This is a genomic window from Microbacterium timonense (assembly GCF_900292075.1).
GTDB lineage: Bacteria > Actinomycetota > Actinomycetes > Actinomycetales > Microbacteriaceae > Microbacterium > Microbacterium timonense.
Genome location: NZ_OLMV01000009.1, coordinates 81,130 through 100,268, shown reverse-complemented (window position 1 = coordinate 100,268; position 19,139 = coordinate 81,130). Strand labels below are relative to the sequence as shown.

Here is a 19,139-nt window from a genome sequence, read left to right as displayed (position 1 = left end):
AGACAATCGAGGCAATCGACACGTGAGCACCCAGACCGCGGACTCCTACGTCAAGGACGGCGTCCACTACCACCAGTTCGACATCGTCATCGTGGGCGCGGGCGGCGCCGGCATGCGTGCGGCCATCGAGGCGGGCCCCGGTGCCCGCACGGCCGTCATCACCAAGCTGTACCCGACGCGCTCGCACACCGGCGCCGCGCAGGGCGGCATGGCGGCGGCGCTGGCCAACGTCGAAGAGGACTCCTGGGAGTGGCACACCTTCGACACCGTCAAGGGCGGCGACTACCTCGTCGACCAGGACGCTGCCGAGATCCTCGCGAAAGAGGCCATCGACGCGGTCATCGACCTCGAGAACATGGGCCTGCCCTTCAACCGCACGCCGGACGGCAAGATCGACCAGCGTCGCTTCGGCGGCCACACCGCCGATCACGGGAAGACCCCGGTGCGCCGCGCGTGCTATGCCGCCGACCGCACCGGCCACATGATCCTGCAGACGCTCTTCCAGAACTGCGTCAAGCTCGGCATCAACTTCTTCAACGAGTTCTACGTGCTCGACCTCATCACCGTCGGCGAGGGCAAGGACAAGCAGATCGCCGGGGTGGTCGCCTACGAGCTGGCCACCGGCGACCTCCACGTCTTCCAGTCCAAGGCGGTCATCTTCGCCACCGGCGGGTTCGGCAAGATCTTCAAGACCACCTCGAACGCCCACACCCTCACCGGCGACGGCGTCGGCATCATCTGGCGCAAGGGGCTGCCGCTGGAGGACATGGAGTTCTTCCAGTTCCACCCGACCGGGCTCGCCGGCCTCGGCATCCTGCTCACCGAGGGTGCCCGCGGTGAAGGCGCGATCCTGCGCAACGCCAGCGGTGAGCGCTTCATGGAACGCTACGCCCCCACGATCAAGGACCTCGCCCCGCGCGACATCGTGAGCCGCTGCATGGTGCAGGAGGTGGCCGAGGGCCGCGGCGCCGGCCCCCACCGCGACTACGTGCTGCTGGACTGCACCCACCTGGGTGCGGAGGTGCTCGAGACGAAGCTTCCCGACATCACCGAGTTCGCCCGCACGTACCTCGGTGTCGACCCCGTCGTCGAGCCGGTGCCGGTCATGCCGACGGCGCACTACGCGATGGGCGGCATCCCGACCAACAACAACGCCGAGGTGCTCGCCGACAACACGACCGTCGTGCCGGGCCTGTACGCGGCGGGCGAATGCGCGTGCGTGTCGGTGCACGGCTCGAACCGCCTCGGCACCAACTCCCTGCTCGACATCAACGTCTTCGGCAAGCGCGCCGGTCGCAACGCGGTCGAGTACGTGAAGACGGCGGAGTTCGTACCGCTGCCCGAAGACCCCGCAGCCGACGTCCGCAGCATGATCGAGGGTCTGCGCGAGAACCAGGGCACCGAGCGCATCGCGGTCCTGCGCAAGAAGCTCCAGGACGAGATGGACCGCAAGGCGCAGGTCTTCCGCACCGACGAGTCGCTCGGCGAGGTGCTCGACGTCATCGAGGAGCTGCGCGAGCGGTACAAGAACGTGCACGTCGACGACAAGGGCAAGCGGTACAACACCGATCTGCTCGAGGCCGTCGAGCTCGGATTCCTCCTCGACATCGCGGAGGTCGTCGTCGTCACCGCCCGCAACCGCAAGGAGAGCCGCGGCGGGCACATGCGCGACGACTTCCCCACGCGCGACGACGAGAACTACATGAAGCACACCATGGCGTACCTGTCGGGCGACCCCCACTCGTCCCACGCCGAGGACCACATCACGCTGGACTGGAAGCCCGTCGTCTTCACCAGGAACGAAGCCGGCGAGTTGCGATACCCGCCGTTGGAGAGGAAGTACTGATGGCGACCTCCGTCACCGATGTCATCGAGCGCACGGATGCCGACGCACCCGCTCAGGCGCAGGAAGAAGCGAACGACACCGGCATCCAGTCGTTCCTCGTGACGTTCATCATCCGCCGGTTCAACCCGGAGGTCGACGAGGAGCCGCGCTGGGTCGACTACGACGTGGAGCTGTACTCGACCGACCGCGTGCTGGATGCCCTCCACAAGATCAAGTGGGAGGTCGACGGCTCGCTGACGTTCCGCCGCTCCTGCGCCCACGGCATCTGCGGTTCGGACGCCATGCGCATCAACGGCCGCAACCGGCTCGCGTGCAAGACCCTCATCAAGGACCTCGACATCTCGCAGCCGATCTACGTCGAGGCGATCAAGGGCCTGCCGCTGGAGAAGGACCTCGTCGTCGACATGGAGCCGTTCTTCGCGTCCTACCGCGAGGTGCAGCCGTTCCTCATCGCGAACTCGAAGCCCGAGCCCGGCAAGGAGCGCATCCAGTCGATCGTGGACCGCGAGGTCTTCGACGACACCACCAAGTGCATCCTCTGCGCGGCCTGCACGTCGTCGTGCCCGGTGTTCTGGACCGACGGCCAGTACTTCGGCCCGGCCGCTATCGTCAACGCGCACCGCTTCATCTTCGACTCGCGCGATGACGCGGGCGACGTGCGACTGGACATCCTCAACGACAAGGAAGGCGTGTGGCGCTGCCGCACCACCTTCAACTGCACCGAGGCCTGCCCGCGCGGCATCGAGGTCACCAAGGCGATCGCCGAGGTCAAGCAGGCGGTGCTCCGCGGTCGCCCCTGACAGGCCGGTCGCTCAGCGCTCCTGCTGAGCCGCGAGACACACGAGGATGCCGCATCGCAGTGCGATGCGGCATCGTCGTGTCGCTAATCTGAACCCGTGACCCGCGTGCCCCCGCCAGATGCCCGTGCGGCAGCCGATGCCGCGCAGCGCGAGGAGGAGTCGCTCCGCGAGCGCTGGGAGGCGACGGAGCACAGCCTGCGCGAGCGGTTCGACGTGCCGATCAGCCGAGCGACGCGGCTCACCGAGGCGACACTCGCGTGGTTCCCGGTACGGGTGTGGCGCCACTTCCTCATCGAGAACGGATTTCTGCTCTCGGCCGGCGTCAGCTACGTGGCGCTCTTCGCCTGCTTCGCCGCGATCTACCTCGCATTCGCCATCGCGGGACTCTGGCTGGGCGGAAGCCCGCAGGCTGTTGATGCGCTGATCGACTTGATCAACGTCTACATCCCCGGTCTGATCGCGCCGTCCGGGGGCATCGCGACGCCGGATCAGGTACAGGCGATCGCGTCCTCGAACTCGGGCGTGCTGGGGTGGACAGGTCTCATCGCCCTCGGCACCCTGATCTGGACCGCGATCGACTGGGTCACCTACTCTCGCAGAGCGGTGCGCGAGCTGTTCGCCATCCCGCCCGACCGGCGCAGCTACTTCCTCCTCAAGGCGCGCGACTTCCTCGCGGCGGTCATCTTCGGCGCCGCTCTCATCCTCGGTGCCGCCCTGAGCACCGTGGGGACCTACGCGGTCGAGTGGATCTTCTCGCTCATCGGGTGGAAAGACACCAGCGCACTCACCGAGATCAGCGTGAGCATCGGCTCGCTGGTGATCGGATTCGCGGTGACCTCCACGGCGCTCGTCGGCTTCTTCCGCTTCCTCACCGGCACGAAGCTGCCGTGGCGGCGCATCTGGCCGGGCGCCATGCTGGGCGGGCTGGGCATCTCGATCCTGCAGCTGGGCGCCGGCCTCCTCCTCAGCTACACCCCGTCCAATCCTCTGCTGGCCACCTTCGCGCTGTTCATCGGGATGCTGCTGTGGTTCCGGCTGCTGGGCATCGTGATCCTCGTCGCGGCGGCGTGGATCGCCGTCGCCGCCAAGGATCACAACGTGGTCATGCTTCCGCCCACGGAGGCGGAGCGGATCGCCGCGGAGCACGCCGCACTGCTCCTCGCCGCCCGGGTACGGCTGCGCACCGCGCAGGAGGCGCGCAGGCAGGCGCCGTGGTACCGCGTGTGGGTCGCCGACCGCGCGGTTCGCGACGCCGAGGAGGAGCTCAGCCAGGTCGAGGCCGCCGCCCCGAAGGTGCCGCAGCATCCGTCCCGTGCCGCAGCGCCGGCGGGCACACCGGCGCCCGCGCCGCCGCCGGCACCGTCGCCGAACGGGAAGCCGGTCACGCGCGGGAAGCGCAGGAAGGCGACGAAGGCCGACGGTGGACCGGCCGAGGAGGCGTGACGGATCCGTCGATGTCGGCGGCGCCGGATAGTCTGGCCGTCGTGTCTCGCCGTGTCCGCATCGCCTCTGTCAACGTCAACGGGATCCGCGCCGCCACGCGCAAGGGCATGCTCGAGTGGCTCGACGCCGCCGACATCGACGTGATGGCCCTGCAGGAGGTGCGTGCGACCGAAGAAGAGCTGCGTGCCGCGCTGCCTGGCTGGGAGATCGTCAACGACGAGGCCCTGAGCAAGGGTCGCGCCGGCGTGGCGGTGGCCAGCCGCATGCCCGCTGTCGATGTGCGTCGCGTGCTCGGGCCCGCCGCCGAGGACGCCGCGGAGGTTCTCGACAGCGCCGGCCGCTGGATCGAGGCCGACTTCGACATCGACGGGGAGCGGCTGATCGTGGTGAGCGCGTATGTGCACACCGGAGAAGCCGATACGCCCAAGCAGGACGCGAAGTGGGCGTTCCTCGACGCCATGGAGAGGCGGATGCCGCAGCTCAAGGCCGCCTCGCCGCTCGCGCTGGTGATGGGCGACCTGAACGTGGGCCACCGGCACTTCGACATCCGCAACTGGAAGGGCAACGTCAAAAAGGCGGGGTTCCTGCCGCGTGAGCGGGCGTACTTCGACCGCTTCTTCGGCGAGGAGGGCGTCCCCACGACCGGCGCCGACGGCTCGGTCGGACCGGGGCTCGGCTGGGTGGACGTGGGCCGACGCTTCCACGGCGACGTCGACGGGCCGTACACCTGGTGGTCGATGCGCGGACGCGCGTTCGACAACGACACCGGATGGCGGATCGACTACCACCTCGCCACCCCCGAGCTCGGCGCCCGCGTCATCGATTACCGCGTGGTCCGCGCCCCCTCGTGGGACACGCGCTGGAGCGACCACTCCCCCGTGGTCGCCGACTACACGCTCGGTCGCTGACGTCCCGCGCGGCGCGGCCGTCGCAACCTGGACCACCGGGGGTCTGGCAGGCGGCTCCGAAGCGTCGACGACGTGAACGGGGGACCACCCGCGGATCGACCGGGCCGAGGCATCCCGTCATCCTGAAATAGGATCGTCTGGTGAGCAAACCCCGTCTGTACTCCGGCATGCAGCCCTCGGCCGACTCCCTCCAGATCGGCAACTACATCGGGGCGCTCATGCAGTGGCGGGACCTGCAGGAGTCGTACGACGCGTTCTTCTCGGTGGTCGACCTCCACGCCCTCACCCAGCCGAACGATCCCGCCGAGCTGCGCGAGAAGACGCGCCGCACCGCTGCGCAGTACATCGCCGCCGGCATCGAGCCCTCGAAGTCCACGCTCTACGTGCAGTCGCACGTGCCCGCGCACGCGGAGCTCGCCTGGATCCTCTCGACCATCACCGGGTTCGGCGAGGCCGGTCGCATGACGCAGTTCAAAGACAAGTCGCAGCGCTACGGCTCCGACGCGACCTCCGTCGGCCTCTTCACGTACCCGGTGCTGATGGCCGCCGACATCCTGCTGTACCAGACCGACATCGTGCCGGTCGGCGACGACCAGAAGCAGCACGTCGAACTGACCCGAGACCTGGCGGAGCGCTTCAACGGCCGCTACGGGACGACCTTCGCGGTGCCGATGCCGGTGATCCAGCAGGAGACCGCGCGCATCTACGACCTGCAGAACCCGACTGCGAAGATGTCGAAGTCGGCGGAATCGGATGCCGGCGTCCTGTGGCTGCTCGACGACCCGGCGGTGTCGGCCAAGAAGATCATGCGGGCCGTCACCGACTCCGAAGGGTCGGTGCGGTACGACCGCGAGGCCAAGCCGGGCGTGTCGAACCTGCTCGTGATCTACGCGGCTCTCACCGGCCGGCAGATCCCGGCGATCGAGGACGAGTACGCCGGCCGCGGCTACGGCGACTTCAAGAAGGGCCTCGCCGAGGTCGTGGTCGATGAGTTCGGACCGGTGCGCGAGCGCGCCCTGCAGATGCTCGACGACCCGGCCGAGCTCGACCGCGTGCTCGCCGCGAACGCGGCGAAGGCGCAGGACGTCGCCGACCGGACCCTCGCGGACGTGTACGACAAGGTCGGCCTCCTGCGCCGCACCCGCTGAGGCTCGGGCCGGTCTGCCAGCCCTCGCGGGTGGCTGCGCCACCCGCGAGCGGCCGGCGCAGCGCGCAGCGGCCGGCTGACTCCGCATCCGGCGCACAATTCAGGCGCAGCCCGGATCTGCGTGCCGGGATCGGGCATGCGACCCCGATACGCCTGAATTATGCGCCGCCGCCAGCGCACGCAACGCGCCAGCGCTACGCCTGGCGACCGAGGGTCCGAAGGATGCCCCCTAGGGCAGATCGCACCATGTCGGGGTTGTACATGACGTCTTCGGCAAGGGGTCGCAGGGTGGCATACCCCAGGTTCGCGGCGGCGAGATCGCGCCGGCGGTCGCTTCGCTGCTTCTCCCAGCCCTCGTGGTGGGCCCGGCTGTCGCATTCGACGATGAGCCGGTCCTCCACGACGAAGTCGACTCGACCGACACCCAGGATCTTCACTTGAGCCTGGTACCGGAGCCCGGCCTGTCGGAGTATCAGCCGCATGAAGGTCTCCGGCCCGGATTCTGCGGTGCCGTCCGCCAACCGCAGGATCGCCCGGCAGCGAGCGGGTAACACCTCGAACACGCTCTGCAGCTCGGCCCACGTCATCAATCCAAGGTGCAGCACGCTGTCGACGGTGGCGACCGCGGCCCGCACCGGCTGACACCGCACCGCCTGAGCCACTGCGTCGAAGAGCGAGACGCAGCCGAGACTGGCGCTGCTGTCGCTGAGCGGCCACCAATGCAGAACCACTCCCTTCTGCGAGTTCCGGTGCAGCCGCTGATGAGGGTCGTCCGGTGAACGCAGGCGCGACATCGTTCGTTCGACGTGCACATGGAGAAGGGAACCGTCGAGCACGAACACGCCCAGGAGCACAAGAAGCGAGACGCAGGCGAGGCGGCCGCCGACCCGCACCGCGCGGTCGATTCCGTTCGTCGACGCGGCGAGCATATACCGGTCACGGCGAACCCGCAGCAGCCGCCCCTCCCGCACCGCGCGGGTGATCTGTTTCGGTCGGATGCCGGCAGCGATGAGGTCGGCTCGCCGCAGCACGTCGTCACGACCTGGATAGACGGTCCGCATCCGTTCACCCTGGCGAAGTCTGGCCTACCTGCGGCGGGATCCGACACGCATCGGGGAGATCCAGCCGCCGGCACAGGCTGTGGAGGAAGAGGCATCACGGACCGCAACTCAGGCAATCCTCGGCAACGGCGGGCTTACGCGGAGTAGGGGCGGCGATCCGCCTGAGTTGTGCGCCGCAGATCCGCATAGGCTGAGCCGATGCAACCGGTGACCCTTCGCACCGCGCGGCTCGAGCTGTCGCTCCCCCGCGCGGACGACGTCGACGCGATCCATGCCGCCTGTCAAGACCCCGACATCCAGCGGTACACGCGGGTCCCGTCGCCGTACACGCGCGCCGACGCGGAGAAGTTCATCGACGCGGTCGCCGAGCAGTGGGCGGGCGACCTGCATCGCACCTGGGTGATCCGCGAGGGCAACGCTCTGGTCGGGACCATGGGGTTCTACCGCCTGGACGGTCAGGGCAACGGCGAGATCGGCTACTGGATGGCGCCCGACCAGCGCGGCGGTGGACGCCTCCGCGAAGCCGCCGGCGCGGCGATCGAGTGGGGGTTCTCCCGCGAGGGCGCCGACCTCACCCGCATCGAGTGGCGTGCCGTCGTGGGCAACGAGCCGTCAGCGCGGGTCGCACGGGCGCTGGGCTTCCGCTTCGAGGGCACGCTCCGCCAGGCACTCGTGAACGCGCAGGGGCGCACGGACGGCTGGATCGCATCGCTCCTGCGAACGGACGACCGGATGCCGCAGCCCTGGCCCGTGCTCCCGGACTGAGCAGCCCGCGTGTCGCCGGCGCATGGCAGGATGAGCGCATGCCCGAGATGCCCGAGGTGCAGGGACTCGTCGACTTCCTCCGCGAGCGGCTCACGGGCGTGCGCATCGCACGCGCAACGGTCGCCAACATCGCGGCGCTGAAGACGTACGACCCTCCGATCGATGCCCTGAAGGATGCCGAGATCACCGGTGCCACGCGTCGTGGCAAGTTCATCGACCTCGCCACGACCGGGCCGCACCTGGTCTTCCACCTCGCGAAGGCCGGATGGCTGCGCTGGTACGACGAGCTGCCGAAGACGGTGATCCGGCCGGGGAAGACGCCCATCGCCCTGCGCGTCGCACTCGAGGACGGCGCGGGGTTCGACCTCACCGAGGCGGGGACGAAGAAGTCGCTCGCGGTGTACGTGGTGCGCGAGCCGGCCGACGTGCCGGGCATCGCACGCCTGGGTCCCGACCCGCTCGACCCGTCCTTCACGCGCGACGTGTTCGCGTCGCTGCTCGAGGGCCGGCGCACCCAGATCAAGGGCGTGCTGCGCGACCAGATGATCATCGCCGGCGTCGGGAACGCGTACTCCGACGAGATCCTGCACGCGGCGAAGATGTCGCCGTACGCGCTGGCCTCGTCCCTGAGTTCCGAAGACGTCGACCGGCTGTTCGCCGCGATGACCGAGACGCTGACGGATGCCGTGGCCGAGGCATCCGGAAAGCCGCCGGCCGAGCTGAAAGACGCCAAGCGCCGCGGCATGCAGGTGCACGGCCGGCGTGGCGAGAAGTGCCCGGTCTGCGGTGACGAGGTGCGCAGCGTGTTCTTCGCCGACAACTCGCTCGAGTACTGCCCCACCTGTCAGACCGGGGGCAAGATCCTCGCGGATCGACGGCTCTCGCGCCTGCTGAAGTAGGCACGACCCGTCGCGAGGCGCGGGCGGCGGTCAGTCGCCGGTCGTGCCCATGAGCACGCGGGCGTCGTCGTCGACCCAGTCCAGCGACTTCGACACGGCTTTGCGCCACTGCCGGTACCGGCGCTCGCGCTCGTCGTCCGGCATCCGTGGCTCGAAGCGCACGTCCTCCCGCCAGTGCGCGCGCAGCTCGTCGCGGTCCCGCCACACCCCGGTCGCGAGGCCCGCGGCGTACGCCGCGCCCAGCGCCGTCGTCTCGACGACCTTCGGTCGCACGACGGGGATGCCGAGGACATCGGCCTGGAACTGCATCAGCAGGTCGTCGCGGGTCATGCCGCCGTCCACCCGCAGCTCGTCGAGCTCGCGACCGGTGTCGGCGACGACCGCCTCGATGACGTCGCGCGTCTGGAACGCCGTCGACTCGAGGGCGGCGCGGGCGATGTGCGCCTTGTTGACGTAGCGCGTGAGCCCGACGAGGGCACCACGGGCGTCGGGTCGCCAGTAGGGTGCGAACAGGCCCGAGAACGCCGGTACGAAGTAGGCACCGCCGTTGTCGTCGACCGTGGCGGCGAGGGTCTCGACGTCTTCGGAGCGCTGGATGATGCCGAGATTGTCGCGCAGCCACTGCACGAGCGAGCCGGTGACGGCGATCGAGCCCTCCAGCGCGTAGCGCGCCGGCTCGTCGCCGATCCGGTACCCGACCGTGGTGATGAGTCCGCTGCCGGAGCGCACGATCTCGGTACCGGTGTTGACTAGGAGGAAGTTGCCCGTGCCGTATGTGTTCTTCGACTCGCCGGCATCGAACGCGGCCTGGCCGAACGTCGCCGCCTGCTGGTCGCCGAGGATGCCGGCGATGGGCACACCGTCGAGCACGGACGGCAGCTGCGAATGCCCCCTGACCTCGGACGACGACCGGATCTCCGGCATCATCGCGCGCGGGATGCCCCACAGCTCGAGGAGGTCGTCATCCCAGTCCAGCGTGCGCAGGTCCATGAGCAGGGTGCGTGAGGCGTTGGTGACGTCAGTGACGTGGATGCCGCCGCGCGCACCGCCGGTGAGGTTCCACACCACCCAGGTGTCGGGCGTGCCGAAGAGCAGGTCGCCGGCTTGGGCTGCCGCGCGCGCTCCGGGGACGTTGTCGAGGATCCAGGCGACCTTGGATGCCGAGAAGTAGGTGGCCAGCGGCAGCCCGGTCGTCTCGGCGAACCGGTCGACGCCTCCCTCCGCGATCAGTTCGTCGATGCGCGGCTGGGTGCGCGTGTCCTGCCACACGACGGCGTTGTGCACCGGTCGTCCGGTGCGCCGCTCCCACACGATCGCGGTCTCGCGCTGGTTCGTCACGCCGATCGCCGAGACGTCGGATGCCGTCACCCGGGCGCGGGTGAGGCAGGACGCGATCACCCACTCGGTGTTGGTCCAGATCTCGACGGGGTCGTGCTCCACACGCCCGGCGCGAGGGAAGATCTGCTCGTGCTCACGCTGCGAGACGGCGACGATCCCGCCGTCCGGGTCGAACACGATCGCCCGCGTGGAGGTGGTCCCCTGGTCGATCGCCAGCACGTGATCGGACAACATCGTCTCCTTCCCTCACCACCGATCCGTTTGTGCGAAGAACACGCCGTGAAGCGCATCGCCGGAACGGCGTGTTCTCCGCACAAACGGAATCCGGGTCGGGCGCGAACCCGACGTGAGAACACGCTACCGGTCGCGCGACCGCGGGCTGGTCAGCGGACGGATGCCGCGGTCCAGGTGGGGTCGGCCGCGTGCACGCGTGCCAGCCCGCGCTCGACCTCGCGCTGCACGCGCGCATCGTCCCACCCGAGCACAGGTGCCACGGCGACCGCGACCTCGAGGGCCGCGTCGCGAGTGGCTGCCCCGGTGAACGCCAGTGAGGTGCGGCGCAGGAGGAGGTCGTCCAGGTGCACGACCGCCTCGGCCTCCGCCAGGTACCGCATCTCACCCGAGCTGTAGCCGGGCGCGTGCTCGAGGGGGGCGTCGGCGGGGTCGGCGGCGATGGCGCGGATGACGTCGGCGGCGACCGTGCCGTATCGGTCGAGCAGCGCCGCCGCCCGGGCGGTCGGGAGCGGCCCGGCGTGAGCGGCGATCCACTGCTGCCGGGCGCGCTCTGTCGTGGGGAACCCGCGTCCGCCACCGATCGGCAGGCCCTTGGTCGAGCGACGGCGGGGCTGGGCGAGCAGGGCCAGCGCGCGGTCGGTGACGTGCTCGGCAGATGCCCGGAACGTCGTCCACTTGCCGCCGACGAGGCTCAGCACCGTGGCATCCCCACCCGTGAGCCGCTCCGCCTCGACGCGGTAGTCGCGCGAGACGAATCCGGGCGCCAGGTCGCCGTGGCCCGGAAGCGGACGGACGCCCGAGAACCGGTAGACGATGCGGGACCGATCCACGGCGATCTCCGGCAGCACCTGTGCGATGAGGTCGATGAAGTAGTCGACCTCCTCGTCGGTGCACACGATGGGATCGCCCATGTCGTGTTCGAGGTCGGTGGTGCCGACCAGCACCCGCCCCTTGAGGGGGTAGATCAGGACGATCCGCCCGTCCTCGTTCTCGAAGAAGAGCTCGCGACCGCCCGTCGCCGCGAGCAGCTCGGGGTGGTCGAGCACGATGTGCGATCCCTTGGTGCCAGCCATGTAGCGCGTCGGATCCCCGAGTGCGGCGTTGGTGAGGTCGGTCCACGGCCCGCTGGCGTTGATGACGACGGATGCCGCGAACGAGGTCTCTGCGCCGCTGCCGGCATCCCGCAGGATCACGTGACCGTCCCGCACGCCGACGGCTGCGGTGTAGTTGGCGGCACGGGCGCGCGCGCCCCCGGCCGCACGGCCGTCGCGCATCACGTCGAGGGCGAGCCGCTCGGGATCGTGGAGCGAGGCGTCCCAGTAGGTCGCGGTGTACTTCACGGCCGGGTTGAGCTCGGGCAGCTGCTGGAGCGAGCGCGTGCGTCCGTGGAACGTGTGCCGGGGCACCGTGCCCTTGCCGAGAAGTCCTCCACCGCGCGAGAACGAGTCGTAGATCACGAGGCCGATCTTGATGAGCGCGGCGCCGCGCTCGCGCGGCCGGCCGGCGCCGTGCCGGAGGAAGCGCAGCGGCGCCGTCAGCACGCCCGAGAACGTGGAGAAGATCGGGATCGTCGTCTGCAACGGCCGGACGAAATGCGGCGCGGTGCGCAGCAGCGCGTTGCGCTCGGTGACCGCCTCGTGCACCAGCCGGAACTCGCCGTTCTCGAGATACCGGATGCCGCCGTGGATCATGTGCGACGAGGCCGCCGAAGCGCCACTGACGAAGTCGGAGCGCTCGACGAGCGCGACGTCGACCCCCTGCAGCGCCAGGTCGCGGAACGTCGCCAGCCCGTTGATGCCGCCGCCGATGATGAGCACGTCGGCGTAGGGCCGCTCCGCAAGCTCACGGAACCCGGCGGTCATCTGCTCGGCGATCCCGGACGGGTCGCCCTGCACCGGTGCACCTGCCGCCTCTGCCGTGCTCATCGTCTTCACACCCCCACCCCAGGCTACGTCGCCGCGCGGAAACCGGGCCGCACGACGCCCGGGACTTCATGCGGCGACATGGAATGAATGGCGGGAAGCCGCGTTGACTACACTCGAGAGCATCAACGTGCTCCGGGGTCGGTGAGAATCCGAACCGGCGGTGACAGTCCGCGAGCCGCGGCATCCGCACCCGATGACGGTGCCGCCGAGGCCGATCCGGTGGAACTCCGGAACCGACGGTGATGCGACGGGTATCCGTCGCTAGTCCGGATGGGAGGCAGCACGGGCGGCGCCACGCGCGCCGCAGCTTCCCGCGCCCCGGAGCGTCGACAACGACGGATAGAGGGGCCGAATGGCGAGCGAGGCGGAACGCGACGCGATGCGTCGAGCGCTGACGATCGCGCGGCAGGGCCCGCGGGGCGTGAACCCGCAGGTCGGCGCCGTGCTGTTGTCGGCCGACGGCGAGCTGCTCGCGGAAGGCTGGCACCGGGGCGCCGGGACGCCGCACGCCGAGGTCGATGCGCTGTCGAAGCTGGCTCCGGGCGCTGCGCGCGGCGCGACGGCGGTGGTCACGCTCGAGCCCTGCAACCACCACGGACGCACGGGGCCGTGCTCCGAGGCGCTCATCGCCGCCGGCGTCGCCCGCGTCGTGTTCGCGGTGCCCGACCCGGGCGTGCGCTCCTCCGGCGGCGCCGCGCGTCTGCGGGATGCGGGCGTCGACGTCGAGTCGGGCGTGCTCGCGGATGAGGCGACCCCGCTGCTGGAGTCCTGGCTCACCGTGCAGCGGCTCGGCCGCCCGCACGTGACGGTCAAGTGGGCGCAGAGCCTCGACGGCCGGGCTGCGGCATCCGACGGCACCAGTCAGTGGATCACCGGCCCTGCCGCCCGCGCCGACGTCCACCGGCGACGGGCTCAGGCCGATGCCATCGTGGTCGGCATCGGCACCGTGCTCGCCGACGACCCGGCCCTGACGGCGCGCACCGACGACGGCGCGCTGCGCGAGCACCAGCCGGTTCCCGTCGTGCTCGGCGCGCGCAGCGTCCCCGGCACGGCGGCCGTGCGCCGCCACCCTCACCCGTATCTGCAGTACCGCGGCGATGCCGCATCGGGCGGCCTCACCGGCGTGCTCGAGGACCTGCGCGCCCGGGGTGTGCAGCGCGTGTTCGTCGAGGGCGGCCCCGCTGTCGCGTCCTCGTTCCTGCGCGAGGGCCTCGCCGACGAGCTGCTCGTCTATGTGGCGCCGGTTCTGCTGGGCGGTGACCGGCTCGCCGTTCGCGACGTGGGCGTGCGCACCATCGGCGACGCGCACCGGCTGACCGTGACATCGGTCACCCCCCTCGGCGACGACCTGCTCTACGTCGCCCGTCCCGCGCCGGAGGCGGCCCACCGTGGCGTCGCGCTCCACGCGGTCACCACGTCCTCGGAAGGAGACGGCTGATGTTCACCGGAATCGTGGAGGAGATCGGCGAGATCACCGCTGTGGCCCCGGACGGCGACGGCGTACGGGTGACCGTGCGCGGACCGAAGGCCGTGTCGGATGCCGCCCACGGCGACTCCATCTCGGTCAGCGGCGTCTGCCTGACCGTGGTCGACCAGGGTGCGGACTGGTTCGCCGCCGACGTGATGAAGCAGACGCTCGACATGTCCACCCTCGCCGGCGTCGTCCCCGGCCGTGCCGTCAATCTCGAGCGTGCCACGGCCGCACACGGCCGGCTGGGCGGCCACATCGTGCAGGGCCACATCGACGGCACCGGCGAGGTGCTGGAGGTGCGTCCGGGCGCGCAGTGGCGGGTGCTGCGCATCTCGCTGCCCGCCCACCTCGCTCCGCTCGTGGTCGACAAGGGGTCGATCGCGGTGGACGGCGTCTCGCTCACCGTCAGCGCCGCCAGCCCCGCCCCCTCGACAGACGCGGGAACCGCATCCCCGGCCGGCGAAGCCTGGTTCGAGGTCTCGCTGATCCCGGAGACGCTCGCGGCCACCACGCTGGGTGAGCGCGTCCCCGGTGACCGCGTGAACCTCGAGACCGACATCCTGGCGCGCCACGTGCAGCGCCTCCTCTCTTTCACCACCGCGGCTCCGGCCGCCCAGGCAGTTCCCGCGGACGCGTCCGCACCGACGGAAGGAGGCTCCGAATGAGCCTTGCCACGATCCCCCAGGCGCTGGAGGCGCTGCGCGCCGGCCGGCCGGTCATCGTCGCCGACGATGAGAACCGCGAGAACGAAGGCGATGTCGTGCTGTCGGCCCAGCTCGCGACGCCCGAGTGGGTCGCCTGGACCGTCCGGTGGACCAGCGGGTTCCTGTGCGCGCCGATGCCGACGGACTGGGCGGACCGGCTCGATCTGCCTCCCATGGTCGAGAACAACGAGGACGCGCGGGGCACGGCCTACACCGTGAGCGTGGATGCCGCCGACCGCGTGTCGACCGGGATCAGCGCCGTCGACCGCGCCCACACGCTGAACGTCCTGGCTGACCCGGAGTCCACTCCGGCCAGCGTGATCCGCCCCGGCCACATCCTGCCGCTGCGTGCGGTCGACGGCGGCGTGCGCGAGCGCGCGGGGCACACCGAGGCGGCCGTCGAGCTCATGAAGCTCGCCGACCTCGCACCCGTCGGTGTCATCGGCGAGGTGGTCGCCGAGGACGGGAGCATGATGCGGATGCCCGGGCTCCAGGAGCTCGGCGCGCAGTACGACATCCCGGTGATCACCATCGAGCAGCTCACCGCCTACCTCGACGAGCACGCGCCGTGCGACCCGGCGACCCGCAGCGGCCACAAGCGGCGGGTGAGCCTGCGGGCCGAGGCGAACGTGCCGACGTCGCACGGTGCGTTCCGGTTCCTCGCATACAAGGATCGCGTGACCGGCACCGACCACATCGCGGTCGTCTCGGGCGAACTCGGCGACGCGCCGCTGGTGCGTGTGCACTCCGAGTGCCTGACCGGTGAGGCCTTCGGTTCGCTCAAGTGCGAGTGCGGGCCGCAGCTGGAGGCCGCGCTGGATGCGATCGAGCAGGACGGGGGCGTCGTCATCTACATGCGCGGTCACGAGGGCCGTGGGATCGGGCTGATCAACAAGCTCCGCGCGTACTCCCTGCAGGAGCGGGGGCTGGACACCGTGGACGCCAACCTCGCCCTGGGCCTGCCTGCCGACGCTCGCGACTACGCCGCCGCCGCCGGCATCCTGGCTGACCTCGGCGTCGAGCGGGTGCGCCTGCTGACCAACAACACCGACAAGGTGCACCAGCTGCGCGAGCTGGGCCTCGACATCGTCGAGCAGGTGCCGCTGCTGGTGGGGGTCGGACCGAACAACCACCAGTACCTGGCGACCAAGCGCGACCGCATGGGGCACCTCATCGCCGAAGAAGACCTGGCCGACGCACTGGCCCAAATGCACGAGGGAGCAGAACGATGAGCGGCAAGGGCGCACCCCAGGCCACCACAGATCTCGACGCCACGGGCGTGAACGTGGTGGTGGTCGCCGGTACCTGGCACGAGGCGATCACCGACGGCCTCATCGCCGGCGCACAGCGCGCTCTGGACGCGACCGGCGCATCGCACCGCCTGGTGCGCGTGCCCGGTTCGTTCGAACTGCCCGTCGTCGCGAAGGCCGCGCTGGATGCCGGCGCCGACGCCGTGGTGGCGCTCGGCGTCATCATCCGCGGCGGGACCCCTCACTTCGAGTTCGTCTCGAACGCCGCAACGGACGGGCTGACCCGTGTCGCACTGGACACCGGCAAGCCCGTCGGCTTCGGCGTCCTGACCCTCGATGACGAAGCACAGGGTCTCGCCCGGGCGGGTCTGGAGGGTTCGGAGGAGGACAAGGGCTTCGAGGCCGCGGACGCCGCGATCCGCACCGCGCTGGTGCTGCGCGCGCTTCGACAGCCGCAATGAGCAGTCGGGATCTCTCGATCAGCCCGGCAGGCGAGCCGCACCGACGAAAGGCATGAGCAGCCACCCGACCTTCAGGTAGGCTGATGGCATGGAAATCCTCCGCCACGTCGTCGTGCTCGTCCACCTCGTCGGCTTCGCCATCCTCTTCGGGGCCTGGGTCGTCGAGGCGGTGAACCGCAAGCGCCGCTTCACCCGCCTGATGGACTGGGGTCTGGCGATCGCCGCGGTCGCCGGCCTCATCCTCGCCGCGCCGTGGGGGCTCGACCACGACCTGAACTACGTCAAGCTCGGCATCAAGCTCGTCATCCTGCTCGTCATCGGCGCGCTCCTGGGCATCGGGCGCGGCCGCCAGCGCACGACCGGCGCCGTCCCGCCGGTGATGTTCTGGGCCGTGGGGGTGCTGACGCTGACCAACGCCGCACTCGCCGTCATCTGGCGCTGACCGCGGGATCGGCCCGGCCCCGGCGCCCGGCTGACCTTCGGCGACGTCTCCGACACACGTGCGCCCCGCCGACATGCTCGGCGGGGCGCACGTGTGCCCGCACTCCGACCTGCCGCGTCGCGGGAGTAGACTCGAAGCTTGTGCCGGGCGACCCCGCCCGCACTCACGGTGATCCAGTGCAGTGCCGCGTGACGCGTCACCCCTGCGCCGTGCGGACGCCCGCCGCCCCATCCGACCCGGATGCTCCGCCCCGCGCAATTCCCAGGTGACAATGACCTCCCCCACCACTGCCGTCCCCGCGGCGGCTCCCGCAAATCCCCGTTCCCGCGTCATCCTCGCGAGCCTCGTCGGCACGACCATCGAGTTCTACGACTTCTACGTCTACGCCACGGCCGCGGTCCTCGTCTTCCCGATCCTCTTCTTCCCCACGGGCAACGACACCACCTCACTGCTGCTGTCCTTCAGCGTGTTCGGCGCCGCGATGATCGCGCGGCCGCTCGGCGCGATCGTGTTCGGCCACTTCGGCGACCGGTTCGGCCGCAAGGCCACGCTCGTCGCGTCCCTCCTCACGATGGGGATCGCGACGTTCCTCATCGGCTGCCTGCCCACCTACAACGAGATCGGGGTCTGGGCGGCCGTGCTGCTGCTCGTCCTCCGCCTCTTCCAGGGCTTCGCGCTGGGCGGCGAGTGGTCGGGCGCGGCTCTGGTCGCCACCGAGAACGCCCCGAAGGGCAAGCGCGCCTGGTACGGCACGTTCCCGCAGCTCGGAGCGCCGCTGGGTTTCATCATCGCGAACTCGGTGTTCCTCGCCATCAACTACCTGCTCCCACACCCCGAGGGTGCCGGTCAGCGTTCGGCCGACTTCCTCGCCTGGGGATGGCGGGTGCCCTTCCTCTTCTCTGCGGTGATGGTGATCATCGGTCTGTGGGTGCGGCTGCGCCTGGTGGAGTCCGAGACGTTCGTCAAGGCCGAGCAGAAGGGCGTCATCCGCCGGTTCCCCCTCGGGACGGTGATCCGGCACCACTGGTGGCACCTGATCCTCGGCACGTTCATCATGCTCGCCACGTACGTGCTGTTCTACCTGATGACGAACTTCACCCTCTCGTACGGCACGAAGGCTGCCGACCTCGAGACCGCCTCCGCCGCCGCCCAGAAGGCGGCAGATGCGGCCGGCACCGCGTTCGACCCCGCCGCGTTCGCCGCACAGTTCTACCCGGGCCAGGGCTTCGGCTACACCGACTTCGTGCTGATGCAGATCATCGGCGTGGTGTTCTTCGGCATCTTCACGCTGCTGTCCGGCCCGATCGCCGACGCGATCGGCCGCCGCCGGCTGCTGCTGTGGGTGACCGGACTCATCATCGTCTTCGGGTTCACGTTCAACCTGTTCCTCTCGCCGCAGCTGGACCCCAAGTTCACCGGTGCGCTCACGCAGGCCTTCCTCATCTTCGGGTTCATGCTCATGGGGTCGACGTTCGGACCGATGGGTGCGGTGCTTCCCGAGCTGTTCCCGACGAACGTCCGATACTCCGGATCGGCGATCTCGTACAACGTCTCGTCGATCCTCGGGGCTGCTCTCGCGCCGATCGTCGCCGTCTGGCTGTGGGCGTCGGCGGGTGGCAGCCCGGTGCTCGTCGGGCTGTACCTCTCGGCGATGGGGGTGCTGACCTTCATCGCGCTGATCCTCGCCCCCGAGACGAAGAACGTCGACTATGACGCCGATCTCGGCGTGGGGGCCACCGGCTCGCTCTGACCCGACCGGATCGACGAGCGGATGCCGCGGCCAGTCGGTCGCGGCATCCGCTCTTCTCGTGCGCGGGTGATCACGCCCGCCGCTCGTGCCGCAGCGGCATGACGTGCGCGGGAATGTCCGCGGAGGCGGGGAACTCGCACCGGAACTCGCCCTCGTAGCCGAACAGGAACCCGAAGAACCGGTTGCGCACCTCGAGGCGGATGCGGAACACCTGCGCACGCTCGTCGAAGCTCTCGCGGAGCTCTGCGCGGCCGCTGAAGATCATCGGGAAGCGGAAGCCTGCAACCCCGGCGTAGAAACGCTGGGCACCCGACCGCAGGAGAAGGGAGCCGTCCGGTTCGGCGACGAGCTCGAGATCGACGGCGAGGTGCTGGTGCGTGCCGAGATAGTCGATGATCCGGCCGTCCCGGCCGAGGATCATGGTGGCGTCGAAACGGCGCAGGGCTCGAGGCATCCGGAAGTGTCGCACGAACGTGACCGTCTCGCGCCCGAACGGGTCCAGGTACGGGTAGTTCTCGATCGTGAACGGGATGTCTTCACCCGCCTCGGGGACGAGGATGTTGCGGAAGCGTCCGATCTGAAGGAACGGGACCGTCCACCACGGGCCGCGGCGGACCCTGGTCATGGTGCCGCGGCCGACGCAGGCGTAGCCGGTACCGAGGCCCACGCCGAACCGGCGTTGCAGCATGGGGTGG

17 protein-coding genes and 1 riboswitch are annotated in these 19,139 nt (G+C 70.1%); of the genes, 13 read left to right on the top strand and 4 right to left on the bottom strand.

What is annotated here, in order from left to right; all coding sequences use genetic code 11:
• Positions 1 to 22 precede the first annotated feature (22 nt).
• The 5 genes from sdhA (at position 23) to trpS (ending at position 6,145) form a co-directional block, all read left to right on the top strand.
• Entirely contained in the window at positions 23 to 1,846 is a 1,824-nt protein-coding gene (gene sdhA, locus C9992_RS17735; RefSeq protein WP_106816968.1) for a succinate dehydrogenase flavoprotein subunit, read from the top strand.
• Entirely contained in the window at positions 1,846 to 2,646 is an 801-nt protein-coding gene (locus C9992_RS17730; RefSeq protein ID WP_200826378.1) for a succinate dehydrogenase iron-sulfur subunit, read from the top strand. The genes sdhA and C9992_RS17730 overlap by 1 nt, the downstream gene beginning before the upstream one ends.
• A gap of 96 nt (positions 2,647 to 2,742) precedes the next feature.
• Positions 2,743 to 4,089, top strand: coding sequence for a YihY/virulence factor BrkB family protein (locus C9992_RS17725; RefSeq protein ID WP_106816967.1), 1,347 nt, complete (start codon positions 2,743 to 2,745; stop codon positions 4,087 to 4,089).
• A gap of 41 nt (positions 4,090 to 4,130) precedes the next feature.
• Entirely contained in the window at positions 4,131 to 4,997 is an 867-nt protein-coding gene (locus C9992_RS17720) for an exodeoxyribonuclease III (RefSeq protein WP_235008320.1), read from the top strand.
• Positions 4,998 to 5,137: 140 nt separating this feature from the next.
• The gene (gene trpS, locus C9992_RS17715; protein WP_106816966.1) at positions 5,138 to 6,145 is read left to right on the top strand and encodes a tryptophan--tRNA ligase; all 1,008 of its coding nucleotides are present in this window, start codon (positions 5,138 to 5,140) and stop codon (positions 6,143 to 6,145) included.
• A 193-nt stretch (positions 6,146 to 6,338) separates the two neighbouring features.
• Here the strand turns inward: trpS and C9992_RS17710 are convergent, their stop codons facing one another.
• The gene (locus C9992_RS17710) at positions 6,339 to 7,205 is read right to left on the bottom strand and encodes a type IV toxin-antitoxin system AbiEi family antitoxin domain-containing protein (RefSeq protein ID WP_106816965.1); all 867 of its coding nucleotides are present in this window, start codon (positions 7,203 to 7,205) and stop codon (positions 6,339 to 6,341) included.
• A 198-nt stretch (positions 7,206 to 7,403) separates the two neighbouring features.
• On the opposite strand from C9992_RS17710, the gene C9992_RS17705 reads away from it, so the two are divergent.
• Positions 7,404 to 7,970, top strand: coding sequence for a GNAT family N-acetyltransferase (locus C9992_RS17705; RefSeq protein WP_106816964.1), 567 nt, complete (start codon positions 7,404 to 7,406; stop codon positions 7,968 to 7,970).
• Positions 7,971 to 8,008: 38 nt separating this feature from the next.
• Positions 8,009 to 8,869 (top strand): Fpg/Nei family DNA glycosylase, encoded by an 861-nt coding sequence (locus C9992_RS17700; protein ID WP_106816963.1) that lies wholly within the window; start codon positions 8,009 to 8,011, stop codon positions 8,867 to 8,869.
• Between the two features lie 30 nt (positions 8,870 to 8,899).
• Here the strand turns inward: C9992_RS17700 and glpK are convergent, their stop codons facing one another.
• Positions 8,900 to 10,441 carry a glycerol kinase GlpK gene (gene glpK / locus C9992_RS17695; protein ID WP_106816962.1) on the bottom strand — a complete coding sequence of 514 codons (1,542 nt, stop codon included), beginning with the start codon at positions 10,439 to 10,441 and terminating at the stop codon, positions 8,900 to 8,902.
• A 149-nt stretch (positions 10,442 to 10,590) separates the two neighbouring features.
• On the bottom strand, positions 10,591 to 12,303 hold the full coding sequence (locus C9992_RS17690) for a glycerol-3-phosphate dehydrogenase/oxidase (protein ID WP_106816988.1): 1,713 nt from the start codon (positions 12,301 to 12,303) through the stop codon (positions 10,591 to 10,593).
• Positions 12,304 to 12,490: 187 nt separating this feature from the next.
• Positions 12,491 to 12,653, top strand: a riboswitch (FMN riboswitch).
• A 65-nt stretch (positions 12,654 to 12,718) separates the two neighbouring features.
• Here C9992_RS17690 and ribD point away from each other — a divergent pair.
• The 6 genes from ribD to C9992_RS17660 all read left to right on the top strand — a co-directional run bounded on the left by ribD (position 12,719) and on the right by C9992_RS17660 (position 18,444).
• Positions 12,719 to 13,804 (top strand): bifunctional diaminohydroxyphosphoribosylaminopyrimidine deaminase/5-amino-6-(5-phosphoribosylamino)uracil reductase RibD, encoded by a 1,086-nt coding sequence (ribD, locus tag C9992_RS17685; protein ID WP_106816961.1) that lies wholly within the window; start codon positions 12,719 to 12,721, stop codon positions 13,802 to 13,804.
• Positions 13,804 to 14,502 carry a riboflavin synthase gene (locus C9992_RS17680; RefSeq protein WP_106816960.1) on the top strand — a complete coding sequence of 233 codons (699 nt, stop codon included), beginning with the start codon at positions 13,804 to 13,806 and terminating at the stop codon, positions 14,500 to 14,502. Before ribD ends, C9992_RS17680 begins: the two co-directional genes overlap by 1 nt.
• A complete protein-coding gene (gene ribA, locus C9992_RS17675) occupies positions 14,499 to 15,773 on the top strand; it encodes a GTP cyclohydrolase II (protein ID WP_106816959.1) in 1,275 nt (424 codons plus the stop codon). The genes C9992_RS17680 and ribA overlap by 4 nt, the downstream gene beginning before the upstream one ends.
• Positions 15,770 to 16,252, top strand: coding sequence for a 6,7-dimethyl-8-ribityllumazine synthase (gene ribH / locus C9992_RS17670; RefSeq protein WP_106816958.1), 483 nt, complete (start codon positions 15,770 to 15,772; stop codon positions 16,250 to 16,252). The genes ribA and ribH overlap by 4 nt, the downstream gene beginning before the upstream one ends.
• An 88-nt stretch (positions 16,253 to 16,340) precedes the next feature.
• Positions 16,341 to 16,694: a Fe-S protein gene (locus C9992_RS17665; RefSeq protein WP_106816957.1), complete on the top strand. Its 354-nt coding sequence runs from the start codon at positions 16,341 to 16,343 to the stop codon at positions 16,692 to 16,694.
• Positions 16,695 to 16,965: 271 nt separating this feature from the next.
• Positions 16,966 to 18,444: an MFS transporter gene (locus C9992_RS17660; RefSeq protein WP_106816956.1), complete on the top strand. Its 1,479-nt coding sequence runs from the start codon at positions 16,966 to 16,968 to the stop codon at positions 18,442 to 18,444.
• A gap of 70 nt (positions 18,445 to 18,514) precedes the next feature.
• On the opposite strand, the gene C9992_RS17655 is transcribed toward C9992_RS17660, so the two are convergent.
• Complete coding sequence (locus C9992_RS17655; RefSeq protein WP_235008319.1) at positions 18,515 to 19,132, bottom strand: DUF4166 domain-containing protein; 618 nt, start codon at positions 19,130 to 19,132, stop codon at positions 18,515 to 18,517.
• Positions 19,133 to 19,139: the final 7 nt, after the last annotated feature.

Coding starts and splice junctions, on each gene's coding strand:
- C9992_RS17730 (WP_200826378.1), top strand. CDS start 1,846: ATGGCGACCTCCGTCACCGATGTCATCGAGCGCACGGATGCCGACGCA.
- C9992_RS17710 (WP_106816965.1), bottom strand. CDS start 7,205: ATGCGGACCGTCTATCCAGGTCGTGACGACGTGCTGCGGCGAGCCGAC.
- C9992_RS17705 (WP_106816964.1), top strand. CDS start 7,404: ATGCAACCGGTGACCCTTCGCACCGCGCGGCTCGAGCTGTCGCTCCCC.
- C9992_RS17700 (WP_106816963.1), top strand. CDS start 8,009: ATGCCCGAGATGCCCGAGGTGCAGGGACTCGTCGACTTCCTCCGCGAG.
- glpK (WP_106816962.1), bottom strand. CDS start 10,441: ATGTTGTCCGATCACGTGCTGGCGATCGACCAGGGGACCACCTCCACG.
- C9992_RS17690 (WP_106816988.1), bottom strand. CDS start 12,303: ATGACCGCCGGGTTCCGTGAGCTTGCGGAGCGGCCCTACGCCGACGTG.
- ribD (WP_106816961.1), top strand. CDS start 12,719: ATGGCGAGCGAGGCGGAACGCGACGCGATGCGTCGAGCGCTGACGATC.
- C9992_RS17680 (WP_106816960.1), top strand. CDS start 13,804: ATGTTCACCGGAATCGTGGAGGAGATCGGCGAGATCACCGCTGTGGCC.
- ribA (WP_106816959.1), top strand. CDS start 14,499: ATGAGCCTTGCCACGATCCCCCAGGCGCTGGAGGCGCTGCGCGCCGGC.
- ribH (WP_106816958.1), top strand. CDS start 15,770: ATGAGCGGCAAGGGCGCACCCCAGGCCACCACAGATCTCGACGCCACG.
- C9992_RS17665 (WP_106816957.1), top strand. CDS start 16,341: ATGGAAATCCTCCGCCACGTCGTCGTGCTCGTCCACCTCGTCGGCTTC.
- C9992_RS17660 (WP_106816956.1), top strand. CDS start 16,966: ATGACCTCCCCCACCACTGCCGTCCCCGCGGCGGCTCCCGCAAATCCC.
- C9992_RS17655 (WP_235008319.1), bottom strand. CDS start 19,132: ATGCTGCAACGCCGGTTCGGCGTGGGCCTCGGTACCGGCTACGCCTGC.